Below are 14,326 nucleotides of genomic sequence, written 5' to 3' on the forward strand. Positions count from 1 at the left end.
TGAGATTGAGCCCCGGCGCTCACCCGGCGCAGCTCTGCTGCCCCGTCATGGGCTTGTTCGTCGTCGTGGCACAGGAGCAGACGCTCCCCCGACACTTGAACGAGGCGCTCTCCTCACACAGGTCATTCACCCGCTTCCAACGGAGGATGGTCCCCCGCGAGTCGTCCTGGTCCTGGGTGAAGAGCTCGTCGCCCCGAACCGCGAAGGCATGGACCTCGGTGACGAGGTTGTCCAACGGCCCCTCGCTGTAGTCGTCGCATGAGGAGGCCCGGGTCAGCTCCAGCTTCCCGTTGCTCACCTTCCAGGTGCCCAGGTAGTTGTTCCAGCTCCCCCCCAGCAGGATGACGGAGTTGCCACGGAGGACCATCGCCGCGTCGTAGCCGATGCCCTGCTCGACCCGGTAGGTCCCCTCCCGGAGGTTGCCCCCCGTCAGAGGCGGTGCGTTCGTCACCTCGTTGGTGTCCGCGCTCCACGTCGTGCACCACCCCACCGCGGAGCACTGGAGTGCGTTGCCGCCGCCTCCTCCGCCGCCTCCTCCTCCCTCACCGTCCTTGTCGTCTTCCTTGGAGTCACCACACGCCACAGCGAGGAGTGAGAGCGACAGCACCAACGCACGCGTCAGGTTCTTCATCGGAACTTCCCGGAAAAAGGTTCATGGGGATTTGCCCCCCACAAAGAGACATCCCGGGAGCCATCGTTGCGTCGAAATCGGACGGCTAGCGCGGACAGCGGTCCTTTTCGGCGCGAGCCTCGGCGACTTCACCGGGGTAGGCCTTGCGCCAGGGCTCCCACTCCAGCCACGCCCTGCGCGCCTCCTGACACGCCTCGTCAGACGCCCCGGACAAACGCAAAGCCTGGGCGAGCCGCCGCCGCGCCAGGGGAACCCGCGCGGACGCCACCTGTTCGCTCGCGAGCGCCGCCAGCGCCGTCCTCAAGGGCGCCGCCGCCTCCGCTGGCGCGCGCCTCGCCAGATGGACGTCGCCCAGCAGCACCAACGCCTTGATGCGCTCCGGCGCCACCGGCCCCCAGTCCCGCTCCAGCCTCGCGAGCGCCCGCTCCGCGTGGCCCCGAGCCTCCTCGACGCGCCCCAGGAACAGCAGAGCATCCGCGAGCCAGCGCAACCCCTCCCCCTCCAGCTCACCTCGCGCCAGCAACGATTCCTGGAGCGCGACGCCGCGCGCATGGAAGCCCCGAGCCTCCTTCGCGCGCCCCAGCAATCGCAACAGCCGCCCCACCTCGTGCAGGTCCAGCGCGACCTCCGGATGCGTGGCGCCGTACACGCGCTCACGGTGGGCCAGGCTGCGCCGGGCCTGCTCCAGCTCAGCCTCGCGCGCGCCCAGCTCACCCAGCACCCCCGTCCGGTTCGACGTCATGCCCATGAGCACCGCGTCCGCGCCTTCCGGCGGCACGCTCTTGCGAGCGACCGCGAGGCTCTGCTCCGCCGCGCGCAGCGCCTCCGGCCCCCGCCCCCACTCGAAATAGATGACGGCCAGGTTGGACAACGTGCGCGCCACCACGAGGTGTTCCTCGCCCAGGCTGCGGCGGAGGCTGGCCAGCGCCCGCTGCACGACGGCCTCCGCGCGGGCCAGCTCCCCCGCGTGGGCCAGCGTGCCACCCAGGTTCACCAGGGCCCGGGCTGTGTCGCGGTGGTCGGGGCCATGCAAGTCCTCCTGAAGCCGCAGCGCCTCTTCCTGCCAGCGCTTCGCTTCCAGGAGCCGGCCCTGATGACGGGCCAGCAGGCCCAGACGCCCATTGAGCTCCGCGCGGGCAGCGGCATGGGAGACGCCCTTCTCCGTGACACGGTCCAGCGCCTCGCGCAGCAGTGGCTCCGCCTCGGAGAAACGTCCCTCCTGCTCGAACAACTCGGCGCGGACATAGTTCAACAGCGCGTCGAACTCGGGGTCGCGCAGCGGCTCAGCCACCGCCTGAGCGCGGCTCAGATAGGCCCAGGCCTCCTGTGTCCGTCCCAGGTCATGGCCACTCAACCACGCCTGGGCATAGAGCACCCGGGCCAGCACGGCATGATGGCGCCCCGCCTCCGCGGCGAGGCCGGCCTGGACCAGCGAGGCTCGCGCATCCTCGAACGCACTGGCGTCTTCCTGGAGCGTGGCGCACAGCAGGTGGGCCTCCGCCTCCAGCGGGCGGTAGCGCGTGCGCACGGCCCGCTCCCGTGCCGCCAGCGCCACCTTCAACGCCTCCGGCGTATGGCCCGCGAACAGCCCCGCGTTCGCCCGGGCCAGCTCCGCCCGGACCGCTGTTACCTCCACCAGCACGGCCGGGTCTTCCGGAGGCGCCACGGCCTCCAGCAACGTCCTCACGTCCGAGCAGCGCCGCAGGCTCGCCAGCGAGCCCCCCAGCCCGAAGCCGCGCGCCACGGTGCGGGCATCCGCCTCCTGGAGCGCCACCACCACGCGGGTCACCTCTTCCAGCCGCTCGTCGAGGCAGGCCATGCGCAGGCCCAGGACCTGGTCTGGCTGCTCGCCCCAGACCCGCGTGGCCTCGCAGGCCTCCTGGTGCGCGCGCGTCCAGTCCAGCTTCCAGCGGTCCAGCGCCGCCACCACCGCGGAGAAGGACGCTTCCGCGTCCGGGGCGCTCGTGGCCAGGAAGGCCCGCCGGGTGGACTCCCGCATCTGCGCATCCCAGACGCCCGCGAAGTGCCGCTCACTGCCCTGACACAGCGCTTGAGGCGGCTGCCTGGACAGCAACCCGAAAACAGTCAGCCCCGTCAGGACTGCGCCCAGCATCACCAGGGCGACCGTGCGCCTGCGCGCCACGGTGTCCCGGGACAACTGCGCACGCAGCGCCTCCATGGAGGAGAACCGCTCCGCGGGGTCGGCGGAGAGCCCGCGCCGGACGACGGCCCGCAGCCACGCGGGGACACCGGGGCGTTCCGGCCGCACGGCCTTCCGCGCCACCTGCTCCAGCAAGGCCTCACGCGTCTTTCCCTCGAAGGGACGCTGGCCGTTGAGCGCCTCGTAGAGCGCGACACAGAAGGAGAACTGGTCCGAACGGGCATCACCGTGCTCGCCGCGGAGCTGTTCGGGCGCGCCGTAGGCCAGCGTGCCCAGCAAGGTCCCCGTGACGGTGAGGGACGCCGAAGTCACCGCGCCGGGAGCCGCCGCTCCGGGCACCAGGGTCGCGTTGGCCAGGCCGAAGTCAGTGATGCGAACGAGGCCCCCCTTCGTCAGCAAGACATTGTCCGGCTTGAAGTCCCGGTGGACGATGCCCAGCGCATGCGACGCGGCGAGTCCATCCGCCGCCTGCCGGAAGCGCTCGAGCACCTCCCGGAGCGGGCGCGGTTGCTCCGCCAGCCAGCGCCGCAGCGTGCCGCCCTCCAGGAACTCCATCACCAGGAAGAGCTGTCCCTGGTACTCGCCCACGTCATGAAGGCTGGCGATGTGCGGGTGGGACAGCTTCGCCATGGTGCGGGCCTCGCGCTCCAGACGTTGCCGCGCCAGGGCCAGTGAGTCCTCATGGAAACGCTCCGGCTTGAGCAGCTTCAGCGCCACCTTGCGGTCCAGCTCGGGGTCATACGCGACATGAACCCGGCCCATGCCGCCCTCGCCTAGCAGCCCCAGCACCACGTAGCGCCCCACCCGCGTGCCCGTGGCGAGCGGACCCACGCCCGCGAAGGAGGTCCGCGCCTCATTCGGGCTCAGCGCGGCGAGCACGCTCCGGCACTCGGCGCAGCCGGCGACGTGGGCACGCACCTGTTGCTCACGCTCGGAGGAGAGCTGGCCTTCCAGGTGACGCGCGAGGTCGTTCTCGTCCGGGCAGCTCATTCCTTCGCCGCCAGGAGTCCGGACAGGCTCACGTCGAGGCGGCCATGAACGGCCCGCATCATGCTGTCCAGTTCCTCCTGGGAGAGCGACAGCCGCTCCGTCAGCCCCTGGTGCGTGCGCGTCTCCAGCAGCGCCTTCACCCCGGACAGCCGCCGGGACAGGGTGGACTTGTGCACGCCGTAGAGTTCCCCCATGCGAGCCAGCGACAGATGCTCGACGAAGTGGAGACGAAGCAACTCCCGGTCCTCGTCATCCAGGGAGGCCACCGCCTGGACGAAGGCGGCGCGCACGTGCGAGCGGGCCTCCTCGCGAACCAGCCCCAGCTCCAGCCCGCCTTGCGCGGGGTCCGCGGCCAGCATCTCCGCGTCCACCCGTGCCTCCTGCCCCTGGGCCTTTCGCATCCGGAGCGCGAGGCGCACCGCGGAGATGTTGACCCAATGCAACAACGACCCCACGCCCGCATAGCCAAGGAGCCGGGGCGGCGAGTCGGGCCGAGGCATCAGCAGATTTCCCCGGAGCGCCTGAAGCACCTCATCCACGAACGTGGGCGAGGAATGAAGCCGTGCGAGCGAACCATGCAGCTTGCGCAGGACCTGCGCTTCGAAGAGGTCCGCCGCCCCCGGCTTCCCTTGAGCGCAGGCGAGCGCGAGGGCAAGGTCCCTTGCGTGCAAACGCTCCAGCGCGACGACAGGGTCCTCCGCCTCGGAGAGCCGTGCCCCCAGGTGCCGCGCGAACACCAGGGGCTCGGGCGCCGCGCACTGAAGGGAGGCCGCCTCACGCAGGGCCAGGGCGAGCGCCCGCGGCACCTCCGGCGCGGAGCGCAAGCGGCCCGCGGCGGCGGTGTCCATCGAACGAAGAACCGTCTCGAGAATCTCCTCGGGAAGAGCGCTGTCCGTACGCATGAGATGGTGATTTCCGTGGCGATGAGGCCACATCCCCCTCCCCGGAATCTCTAGCACGAATGCCTGAGCGGGCTCCCGGTCCTCGAGCGGCGCGCGCCTGCGCGGGGCCGCTCTCACCCGACGGGCTACGCCCCTGACAGCGACCGCCGGGGAGCCGGAGCGCACGGCCGGAGGAGTCCGGCCGGGCGCGTCCACGGACTCACGCCACGGTGAGGATTTCGGCGCCCTGCTCGGTGACGAGCAGGGTGTGCTCGAACTGGGCGCTGCGGGTGCCGTCGGCGGTGACGGCGGTCCACTCGTCATCCCAGGTGCGGTGCCCCCAGCCCCCCAGGTTGATCATCGGCTCGACGGTGAAAATCATGCCGGGCTGCATGACGGTGTCGGATTCGGGCTCGTAGTAGTGCGGAATCTGGAGCGCGGTGTGGAACGTCTCGCCGATGCCGTGGCCACAGTACGCGCGCACCACGCTCATGCCGTGCTGCGTGGCATGCGTTTCAATGGCCCGGCCGATATCGCTGATGGGCCGGCCCGGCTTCACCGCGGCGATGCCCAGGTCCAGGCACTCGCGCGTCACCCGCACCAACCGCTGGCTCTCCTCGTCCACGTTGCCCACGAAGACCGTCGCCGAGCAGTCACCGTGCACGCCATCCAGGAAGATGGTGACGTCCAGGTTGACGATGTCGCCATCCTCCAGCGGCCGGCTGTCCGGGATGCCGTGGCAGATGACCTCGTTGACGGACGTGCAGAGCGACTTCGGATAGCGGTGGTAGTTCAGCGTGCTCGGGTAGCCGCCCCGCTTGATGTAGGCCTCGTGGGTAATCGCATCCAGTTCGTCCGTGGTGATGCCCGGACGCACGTGCGAGGACACCTCCTGGAGCACCTCGGCGGCGGCCTTGCACGCCTTGCGCATGCGGGCGATGACGTCCGGCGTCTTGATGTCGGAGCCCGCGTCCTTGCGCGACGGACGGCCCGTCAGCGCGTAGTCCGGACGGGGGATGTGGAGCGGCACCTCGCGGCGCGGGCTGATGACGCCCGGGCGGATACCCTTGCGAAGCACGTCCGGGCCCCTCTTGCGCGCCTCGGCGGCATCCGCGCCGCGGTGGCACTTCTTGTACTTGGTGCCACTGCCACACCAGCAGGTGTCGTTGGGGCCCGGAAGCACGGCGGGCGGGGTACGGGGAACAGCGGTAGTCATGACTCACCTCCAGCGCGGAGCTGCTCGGGCTTACGGGCGCGCATCCAGCGCACCACCTGGGGACGAAGCCAAAGCCGGGGCCGCCCCGTGCCCAGGTCCAGGACGGGCCGGGGCATGTCGGGATAGCGGCGCAGGTAGGTGCTGACGCTGTTGGCGTGGCGCAGGCGCAGCAACCCGGCCACCGCCTGAGCGTCAATCAGGTCTTCGGTCTTCACCATGGGACACATTTCGGGCGTGTCTATACCCCTAGACATGCACCCATGCACGGCTTCTTTCCCAGACGGGACGGCGGCACTGCTCGCCAGGCGACGCCGCCCGCCCGGGCAGGGAGCGGGCCTTCAGCGCGCCAGGGCGGCACACGTCAGGCAGTGCCGGGCCTCTGGAACAGCGCGCAGCCGGTGCCGGCCAATGGCCCCGCCGCAGCGCGCGCACCGGCCGAACTCACCATGAGCGATGCGCGTCAGCGCCTCTTCGATGTCCCGCAGCTCCTGCGCCTCCGCCTGGGTGAAGGACAAGCCCCCCACCCCCAACGAGGCCCGAGCGCGCAGCCGGTGGCTGCGTTGCCGCAATGCTTCCTGGGCCTCCCGAGCCAGCAGCTCCATGTTCGTCTCCCACTGCGGCCACCCCGGCCACTCCGGACCCGCGGCCCAGCAGGAGATAATGCTTTCAGGAAGCGTGCCTTGCGGTGCGCGGCGCTACAGCCCTGAAAACGCGCAAGGCTTGCGCACCCCGGCCCAGGGCCCTGCATCGGTTGCGGCGCACCGGCGTCACTCCGCGCGTGCCCGGGATGCGGCGTGTTCCCGGGCGCGCTTCTCCACCGCGCGGAACGTGTCCTCCACGGCGTCCTTCTGCCCCATGCGCGCCAGGAAGCCAGGAATGGAGCCAGCCGGGTCCACGGTGAAGCGGTACACGGCATGGGACTTCCCTTCGCCTCGAGGCTCCACGCGCCAGCTTCCCTCGTTGAGCCGGATGCGCACCGTGCCGCGCCGCTGGGGAATGGCATCCGGCGTCGCCTGCCAGCGCTGCGCGAACACACCCGAGCCGTCCTCCGCCAGCCTGGACTCCAGCACCACGTTGCAGATGTAGTCGCGCGAGGACACCACCGGCAGGTCCAGCTTCGTGTACGTGAGCTGCCCCTCGTCCGGCAGGTCCTTCAGGATGCGGGACTCCTTCACATACGGCATCCAGCGCCGGTAGGCGTCCACGTCCCGCAGCACCGCCTGGACATCCGCGGCGCTCGCGGCCAGCTCGCCCTCCGCCCACACGTCCTTGGCCTCGGAGCCCGGACGCGCGCGGACCTTCACCACGTAGGGCTTCTCCGCCACCGTCTTCCACGCCTCTTCCGCGTGGGCTTGTCCGGCGGCGAAACCCAGCGCGCAAGCAGCCACGGCCGCCCCACTCCACAACATCTTCATGCAAGCATCCTTCGCGGCTCGGGCCGGATGTGACGTCACGTCAGCATCCGACACCCAGGCGCGGCGGCGCATTCACGAATGCGCAACGGGCCCACGCAAGCACCGCCCCCGAGCCACCTTCCGAAGGTGGCCCGGGGCGGCAATCCCACGCCGCGCCCTACGGCACGCGGACGGCCCGCCCACCGAATGCCGGGCTGGCCATGACATCCATTGCCAGGCGGTCCGCGTAGGGGCGGCCCAGCCGGCCGTAGGCCTCGGCTTCCTGCGCGGTGAGGACCACCCGCACCGTGAACTGGGCGATGCCCCCCACCACCACGTCGAGGAAGAGCGCCCCCTCGGCCGAGCGCACCAGCCGGTACATCAGCGGGCTCTGGATGAGGACCTGCTCCTCGCTCACGGAATCTCCGTCACCGCCGCCTGGGAGACGGGCGCGTCGATGACCATCAGCTCCGGCACGCCGCCAGAGGTGTAGCCACCGAACTTGAAGCAGTCCGTGTCCTCCTCGCTGGTGCACTTCCAGACGCCCGGGTCGCTGTCCACGGGCAGGCGCACGCACACGCCGGTGGCCGCCAGGTCCAGCGTCATCATCCGCAGCGGGCCTTCGAAGTTCTTCGCCGGCAGGCCCAGCGCCTGGCCAATCACCGCCGGGTCATGCGCGCCGTCCACCATCGACTTCTCGACGGCGGCCTGGATGGTCTCCGACGGCGCGGCGAACAGGTAACAACCATTGTCATTGCAGCGGCCGAAGTTCTGCGCGTTCGGCTTCACCACGAAGTTCTGGTACGCGGCGTCCGTCATCAGCCACGACACCTTCTTGCCAGGGAAGTTCTTCGCCAGGTGCTGCTCAACGCTCCACGGGCTGGCGCGCTCATCGGCCTCGCGGGAGATTTGCGCCTGCTGCGCATCACAGGCCTGCGGCTGCGTCGGGGTGGGGGTGACGCTGCCGCCCCCCGTGTGCTTGCAGCCGGACAGCAGGAAGACACCAAGGAGCAGGCTCCGAATCGTCCACGTCATGGGCAGACCTCCAGATAAGGAAGGAGTGAAAGAGGTGGCGGAACCTACCTCCTGTCGGCCCATGGATAGTCGTCATTTCTTGATTTTGTAATCTCCCCGGCCTGCCCCCCACCGAGCGGTTATAGGGTGCGGCATGAGCCAGAACCTCTACGACATTCCCCTCAAGTCCATCGACGGTGCCCCGCAGTCACTCGGCCAGTTCAAGGGCAAGGTGCTGCTGGTGGTCAACGTGGCCTCCAAATGCGGCCTGACGCCGCAGTACGAAGGCCTGGAGAAGCTCTACGAGCGCAAGCGCGCCGAGGGCTTCGAGGTGCTGGGCTTCCCGGCCAACAACTTCCTGGGCCAGGAGCCGGGCAGCGAGTCAGAAATCAAGGCGTTCTGCACGCTGACCTACGACGTGAAGTTCCCGCTGTTCTCCAAGATTTCGGTGGTGGGCGCGGACAAGCACCCGCTCTATCACGCGCTGACGGGCGCCATCCCGGACGCCGTGGGCGAAGGCCCCATGCGCAGCCGGCTCCAGGGCTACGGCATCACCGCCAACCCCGTGCCGGAAGTGCAGTGGAACTTCGAGAAGTTCCTCGTCGGGCGTGACGGCCGCGTCGCCGCGCGTTTCGCGCCGGACGTCGCCGCGGACGATGCGCGCCTGCTGTCCGCCATCGACGCGGAGCTCGCGAAGCAGGCCTGACCCGGCCGGGGTGCCGCTGGACTTCTGCCGTCCAGCGGACGGGCCCTGACGAAAGCAGTGACTTTTCGCGCGCTCCGGGGCAAGCCAGGGGTGCCATGAGCACGTTCATTCCTGGTCCCCCGCCCGAGCGCGGACTGTTCTGCAACCGCACCCTCAACCTGCGCGCCATCAAGGCGGTGGGTTACGACATGGATTACACGCTCATCCACTACCATGTGGAGGCGTGGGAGCGCCGCGCCTACGAGCACATCCGCGACCGGCTCGTGGAGCAGGGCTGGCCGGTGGCGGACTTGTCGTTCGACCCCGAGCTGTCGATGCGCGGCCTCATCATCGACACGGAGAAGGGCAACCTCCTCAAGGCCAACCGCTTCGGCTTCGTGAAGAAGGCGCTGCACGGCACGCAGGCCATGAGCTTCGAGGCCCAGCGCGACGAATACGCGCGCACCATCATCGACCTGCATGAGCGGCGCTGGGTGTTCCTCAACACGCTCTTCTCGCTGTCGGAGGCGTGCATCTACGCGCAGCTCGTGGACCGGCTGGATGCCGGCCAGCTCCCGGGCCCCATGGGCTATTCGGACCTCTACGAGCACGTGCGGAAGAACCTGGACGCCACGCACATGCAGGGGCGGCTGAAGGCGGAAATCATCGCCGACCCGGAGCGCTACGTCATCGACGACCCGGAGACGCCGCTGGCGCTGCTGGACCAGCGCAACGCCGGCAAGAAGCTGCTGCTCATCACCAACAGCGAGTGGGCCTACACCGAGCCCATGATGCACTTCGCCTTCGACCGGCACCTGCCGGAAGGCATGACGTGGCGGCAGCTCTTCGACGTGGTGATTGTCTCCGCGCGCAAGCCGGAGTTCTTCACCACGCGCTCGTCGCTCTTCGAGGTGGTGGAGTCCAGCGGCGAGGCGCTGCTGCGTCCGCACTCGGGCCCCTTCAAGCCCGGCACGCCGTACTTCGGCGGCAGCGCGGTGGAGCTGGAGCGCCACTTGGGCATGAGCGGGGACCAGATTCTCTACGTGGGCGACCACATGTTCGGCGACGTGCACGTGACGAAGAATGTGCTGCGCTGGCGCACAGCGCTCATCCTGCGCGAGCTGGAGGACGAGGTGCGCTCAATCGCCTCGTTCCGCGCCACGGAGTCCCGGCTGGCCGAGCGCATGGTGGTGAAGGAGCGGCTGGAGGCGGAGAGCTGCCAGATTCGCCTGGAGGTCCAGCGGCGGCGCTTCCAGTACGGCCCGCGCACGGACACGCCGACGGAGGCGGAGCTGGTGGCGCGGCAGGCCACGCTGCGCACGGAGCTGGAGGCGCTGGACGCGGAGCTGGGGCCCCTGGCACGCGCGGCCACCGAGCTGTCCAACCCCATCTGGGGCCTGCTGACGCGCGCGGGCAATGACAAGAGCCACCTGGCCCGGCAGGTGGAGCGGTACGCGGACATCTACACGTCGCGCGTGTCCAACTTCCTGTTCGCCACGCCCTTCGTCTACCTGCGCAGCCCGCGCGGCAGCCTCCCGCATGATCCCAGCCTGCCCGGCGGCACGCCCGTCTTCGGCGCCAGCGAGGCCGGCGGCGGCGTGTCCGGCACGGACGGCGGGGAGTAGCCGGCACGGGGGACGCGGCGGCATGGGGCCTACCTGTGCCGCCGGCGTCCTACCAACAGGGGAGGATGTGTAGATCCTCGGATTCATTGAACTTTCGTTCAGTACCCCTCCGAGGAGAGGGCAGGCAGGCATCCCCCTCCACAGGGCATGTCAGACCGCCCCGGTATGAGTGCTCTTGTGAGCCACTCGACCTCGAACAGCTCTTCGACGCGCGTACTCGAGCAGCGCAACCTGCTTGGGGGCATGGACCTGCTACCGGTGCTGGGCGGCAAGGGCCGCAAGCGCGCCCGGCGCTTCCACGTCGCCTCGGAGCGACGGGTGGGGTTCGCCGCGGCGCTGGCGCTGGTGGTGGAGCACGGCAAGCAGAAGGCGAAGGAGACGGGCGTCACGTACCTGAGCACCTGCCCTCGCTGCGGCCACAGGGGCCCCACGGCGCAGGACTTCGGCTACCGCATCATGCGTGGGGAGCGCCGGCCCCAGTCCTGGTGCCGCGGCTGCCGTGGCCTGCACCTGGAGCCCACGGAGACGGCGCGGACCAGCAACAGCGCTCCGCGCGGCACGGACGGCTGGCTGTTCCCGCCTGAGAGCACCACCAGCACCCGCCCGCCCCGGCGTGGCAACGGCTCGTCGACGCAGCACCGGGCCACGGGCAGCTCCGCCGACTCGCCTCCGTCCCGCTGAGACACGGCCAGCCCCGACATGTCACGTCGGGGCTGACCGGAACCAGGAGAACGAACGTCGCGACTACGAACGCGCGTTCTCGGAACCGACGAGGGCCTTCGCGTGGTGCGCGAAGTGGTCCGCGAGGAAGGTGGCGATGAAGTAGTAGCTGTGGTCGTACCCCGCGTGCCGCCGCAGCGTGAGCGGGTGGCCCGTGGCCTCGCAGGCGGCGGCCAGCAGCTCCGGGCGCAGCTGGGTGGCGAGGAACTCGTCGGCCTCGCCCTGGTCCACCAGGAGGGCCAGGCGCTCCTTGGCCGTCTTCACCAACTCGACGGCGTCCCAGGCCGCCCACGCGTCACGGTTGTCGCCCAGGTAGGCGGTGAAGGCCTTCTGGCCCCACGGCACCTGTGAGGGTGCGACGATGGGGGAGAAGGCGGACACGCTGCGGTAGCGGCCCGGGTGGCGCAGGGCGGTGACGAGCGCGCCATGACCGCCCATCGAATGGCCGAAGATGCCTCGCGCGTCCGTGGCCGGGAAGTGCTGCTCCACCAGCGCGGGGAGCTCCCGGGCCACGTAGTCCTGCATGCGGAAGTGCGGCGCCCAGGGGGCCTGCGTGGCGTCGAGGTAGAAGCCCGCCCCCTGCCCCAAATCGTAGGCAGCGTCATTGGCCACCGCGTCGCCGCGAGGACTGGTGTCAGGCGCGACGACGATGAAGCCATGGCGCGCCGCGTGCTCCTGCGCGCCCGCCTTGGTGATGAAGTTCTGCTCGGTGCAGGTCAGGCCGGAGAGCCAGTACAGCACCGGGCAGCGCTCGCCGCGCAGCGCGGCCTCCGGCAGGTAGATGCCGAACCGCGTCTCGCCGCCCAGCGCGGAGGAGGTGTGCTTCCACACCTCCTGCCGGCCGCCAAAACTCGCGTGGTGTTCGATGCGTTCCATGGTCAGTAGCGGACGACGGTGCGGATGGACTTGCCCTCGTGCATCAGGTCGAAGGCCTCGTTGATGTCGGTCAGCGGGCGCGTGTGGGTCACGAACGGCGCGAGCTGAATCTTCCCGGACATCGCGTCCTCCACCATGCCGGGGAGCTCCGAGCGGCCCTTCACGCCACCAAAGGCGGTCCCCTTCCAGGTCCGGCCCGTGACGAGCTGGAACGGACGGGTGGAGATCTCCTGTCCCGCGCCGGCCACGCCGATGATGATGGACTGGCCCCAGCCACGGTGCGCGCACTCGAGCGCGGCGCGCATCACCCCCACGTTGCCGATGCACTCGAAGGAGTGGTCCACGCCCCAGCCCGTCATCTCCACGATGACCTGCTGGATGGGGCGGTCGTGGTCCTTGGGGTTGACGAAGTCGGTGGCGCCGAAGGTCTTCGCCAGCTCGAACTTGGCGGGGTTCGTGTCGATGGCGATGATGCGACCGGCCTTCGCCATCTGGGCGCCCTGGATGACTGCCAGGCCGATGCCGCCCAGGCCGAACACCGCCACCGAATCCCCTTCCTGCACGCGGGCCGTGTTCTTCACCGCGCCCAGGCCCGTCGTCACGCCGCAGCCCAGCAGGCAGACCTGCTCGGGGTTGGCGTTCGGGTTGATGCGGGCCAGCGACACCTCCGCCACCACGGTGTACTCGCTGAAGGTGGAGCACCCCATGTAGTGATAGACGGGCTTGCCGTTGTACGAGAAGCGCGTGGTGCCGTCTGGCATCACACCCTTGCCCTGGGTGGCACGCACCGCCACGCACAGGTTCGTCTTTCCAGACTTACAGAACAGACACTGGCCGCACTCCGCGGTGTAGAGCGGGATGACGTGGTCGCCGGGCTTGACGGACGTCACGCCCTCGCCCACCGCCTCCACCACGCCGGCTCCCTCGTGGCCGAGCACCACAGGGAAGAGACCTTCCGGATCATCCCCGGAGAGGGTGAACGCGTCGGTGTGACAGACGCCCGTGTGGGTGATGCGGACCAGGACCTCGCCCTTCTGCGGAGGCGCGACGTCGAGCTCGACGATGCTCAAGGGCTTTCCGGCTTCGAAGGCAACAGCGGCACGGGACTTCATGAGGATGCTCCTGGGGCTAGGGGATGAAGGCAGGGACTCCCGCTCACTTGAGATAGGTGCGGACCAGCGCCGTCATGTCTCGCACCCGCTGGGCGTGGCGCGGGTCCTCGTCGGACGCCGGGCCGAACTCCTCCCGGATGTGTGACTCCAGCACCTCGGACATCAGTCCGTTGATGGCGCCCCGGATGGCGGCGAGTTGCTGGAGGACCGTGCCGCATTCGGCTCCGGACTCCAGCGCACGCTCCAGGGCTTCGGTCTGACCGTGGATGCGGCGGACGCGGAGCAGCGCCTTCTTCTTCTCTTCCGGCGAGTGGGGCATGGCGGCGACGGCATACTGGGTGGGGGTATCCTGCCGCGGGCGGATATATACCCCTGGGGGGTATTCGACAAGGAAGGAATGAAGGCGTCCTCGGTGAACGGCGCGGAGACTGCGTCGGCCTTCTTGAAGGTTGCACCCGTCGAAGCGGAGTGCACCTGAGGAACCGGCCGCACCGCCCATGAGCCAGGCCGGCGTCAGTGCGACACGGAGGCCGAGCGCACGCGCTCTTTCCGACAGCGCGCGGCATCTCTTCCTCCCGGCAGGCAGGGGAGCAATGACCTCCGCCGTCCCATGGAGGGGGATGGAAAAGCCGTGGCGCCGTCCTTACCTCACCCGCAGGGAGGCAACATGGCCGTTCGGACGATAGTGGCAGGCATCAAGAACAGGCGGCGGGTCGGCGCGCACGGAGCCCAGCCGAGTGTACAGGCCAGCAATGGGCGCAAGACGATGCCCCACGATGACGCGGCCGCGCTGCGGCGACAGAAGACGCTGGAGCGCGTGACGCTGGGCCCCGCCGCCGAGGCACATGAGCCCAAGAGTCATCGGCGACGCGCAACCACCCTCAAGGGCCGCAAGAAGGCACCCAGCGAAATGAACGTGAAGCACCTCGGCGGGCCGAAGAAGCGCCTGCCCCTTCACGGCGGCTAGCAGGTACACGTCGTGACGCGGCCCGCGCCCCGCGACCTCCGGGCAGGGGCCGTG

Annotated in this window: 16 protein-coding genes; 4 read left to right on the plus strand and 12 right to left on the minus strand. The window is 69.7% G+C overall.

Annotation, left to right across the window (positions count from 1 at the left end):
* Positions 1–19: 19 nt before the first annotated feature.
* From BHS09_RS36460 to BHS09_RS36500, 9 genes are all read right to left on the minus strand, one after another.
* On the minus strand, positions 20–631 hold the full coding sequence (locus BHS09_RS36460) for a hypothetical protein (protein ID WP_140795946.1): 612 nt from the start codon (positions 629–631) through the stop codon (positions 20–22).
* An 85-nt stretch (positions 632–716) separates the two neighbouring features.
* Positions 717–3,782 (minus strand): protein kinase domain-containing protein, encoded by a 3,066-nt coding sequence (locus BHS09_RS36465; RefSeq protein ID WP_140800374.1) that lies wholly within the window; start codon positions 3,780–3,782, stop codon positions 717–719.
* Positions 3,779–4,684 (minus strand): transcriptional regulator, encoded by a 906-nt coding sequence (locus BHS09_RS36470; protein ID WP_418763973.1) that lies wholly within the window; start codon positions 4,682–4,684, stop codon positions 3,779–3,781. Before BHS09_RS36470 ends, BHS09_RS36465 begins: the two co-directional genes overlap by 4 nt.
* 199 nt (positions 4,685–4,883) lie before the next feature.
* Positions 4,884–5,879 carry a type I methionyl aminopeptidase gene (map, locus tag BHS09_RS36475; protein ID WP_140795948.1) on the minus strand — a complete coding sequence of 332 codons (996 nt, stop codon included), beginning with the start codon at positions 5,877–5,879 and terminating at the stop codon, positions 4,884–4,886.
* Positions 5,876–6,097: a hypothetical protein gene (locus tag BHS09_RS36480; RefSeq protein WP_171410092.1), complete on the minus strand. Its 222-nt coding sequence runs from the start codon at positions 6,095–6,097 to the stop codon at positions 5,876–5,878. The genes map and BHS09_RS36480 overlap by 4 nt, the downstream gene beginning before the upstream one ends.
* A 120-nt stretch (positions 6,098–6,217) precedes the next feature.
* The gene (locus BHS09_RS36485) at positions 6,218–6,481 is read right to left on the minus strand and encodes a TraR/DksA family transcriptional regulator (RefSeq protein WP_140800375.1); all 264 of its coding nucleotides are present in this window, start codon (positions 6,479–6,481) and stop codon (positions 6,218–6,220) included.
* Positions 6,482–6,646: 165 nt separating this feature from the next.
* Positions 6,647–7,294, minus strand: coding sequence for an START domain-containing protein (locus BHS09_RS36490; RefSeq protein ID WP_237080054.1), 648 nt, complete (start codon positions 7,292–7,294; stop codon positions 6,647–6,649).
* Positions 7,295–7,451: 157 nt separating this feature from the next.
* A complete protein-coding gene (locus BHS09_RS36495) occupies positions 7,452–7,691 on the minus strand; it encodes a hypothetical protein (RefSeq protein WP_140795950.1) in 240 nt (79 codons plus the stop codon).
* Positions 7,688–8,308 (minus strand): hypothetical protein, encoded by a 621-nt coding sequence (locus BHS09_RS36500; RefSeq protein WP_140795951.1) that lies wholly within the window; start codon positions 8,306–8,308, stop codon positions 7,688–7,690. The genes BHS09_RS36495 and BHS09_RS36500 overlap by 4 nt, the downstream gene beginning before the upstream one ends.
* 133 nt (positions 8,309–8,441) lie before the next feature.
* Here BHS09_RS36500 and BHS09_RS36505 point away from each other — a divergent pair, with 133 nt between their 5' ends.
* The 3 genes from BHS09_RS36505 to BHS09_RS36515 all read left to right on the plus strand — a co-directional run bounded on the left by BHS09_RS36505 (position 8,442) and on the right by BHS09_RS36515 (position 11,278).
* A complete protein-coding gene (locus BHS09_RS36505; RefSeq protein WP_011557009.1) occupies positions 8,442–8,993 on the plus strand; it encodes a glutathione peroxidase in 552 nt (183 codons plus the stop codon).
* 95 nt (positions 8,994–9,088) lie between these two features.
* The gene (locus BHS09_RS36510; protein ID WP_140800377.1) at positions 9,089–10,597 is read left to right on the plus strand and encodes an HAD-IG family 5'-nucleotidase; all 1,509 of its coding nucleotides are present in this window, start codon (positions 9,089–9,091) and stop codon (positions 10,595–10,597) included.
* A gap of 147 nt (positions 10,598–10,744) precedes the next feature.
* Positions 10,745–11,278 carry a hypothetical protein gene (locus BHS09_RS36515; RefSeq protein WP_140800378.1) on the plus strand — a complete coding sequence of 178 codons (534 nt, stop codon included), beginning with the start codon at positions 10,745–10,747 and terminating at the stop codon, positions 11,276–11,278.
* A gap of 63 nt (positions 11,279–11,341) precedes the next feature.
* Here BHS09_RS36515 and fghA read toward each other — a convergent pair whose 3' ends face one another.
* From fghA to BHS09_RS36530, 3 genes are read right to left on the minus strand one after another with little or no spacing between them, the layout of a single operon-like run.
* Positions 11,342–12,193, minus strand: coding sequence for an S-formylglutathione hydrolase (gene fghA / locus BHS09_RS36520; RefSeq protein ID WP_140800379.1), 852 nt, complete (start codon positions 12,191–12,193; stop codon positions 11,342–11,344).
* A 2-nt stretch (positions 12,194–12,195) separates the two neighbouring features.
* Complete coding sequence (locus BHS09_RS36525) at positions 12,196–13,305, minus strand: S-(hydroxymethyl)glutathione dehydrogenase/class III alcohol dehydrogenase (protein ID WP_002636403.1); 1,110 nt, start codon at positions 13,303–13,305, stop codon at positions 12,196–12,198.
* 43 nt (positions 13,306–13,348) lie between these two features.
* Positions 13,349–13,624, minus strand: a complete 276-nt coding sequence (locus tag BHS09_RS36530; RefSeq protein WP_140795956.1) for a metal/formaldehyde-sensitive transcriptional repressor — start codon at positions 13,622–13,624, stop codon at positions 13,349–13,351.
* A 348-nt stretch (positions 13,625–13,972) separates the two neighbouring features.
* On the opposite strand from BHS09_RS36530, the gene BHS09_RS36535 reads away from it, so the two are divergent.
* Positions 13,973–14,272 carry a hypothetical protein gene (locus tag BHS09_RS36535; RefSeq protein WP_237077815.1) on the plus strand — a complete coding sequence of 100 codons (300 nt, stop codon included), beginning with the start codon at positions 13,973–13,975 and terminating at the stop codon, positions 14,270–14,272.
* The last annotated feature ends 54 nt before the right edge of the window (positions 14,273–14,326 follow it).

Origin of the sequence: Myxococcus xanthus, assembly GCF_006402735.1 — a bacterium.
In the GTDB taxonomy this organism is placed as follows: domain Bacteria; phylum Myxococcota; class Myxococcia; order Myxococcales; family Myxococcaceae; genus Myxococcus; species Myxococcus xanthus_A.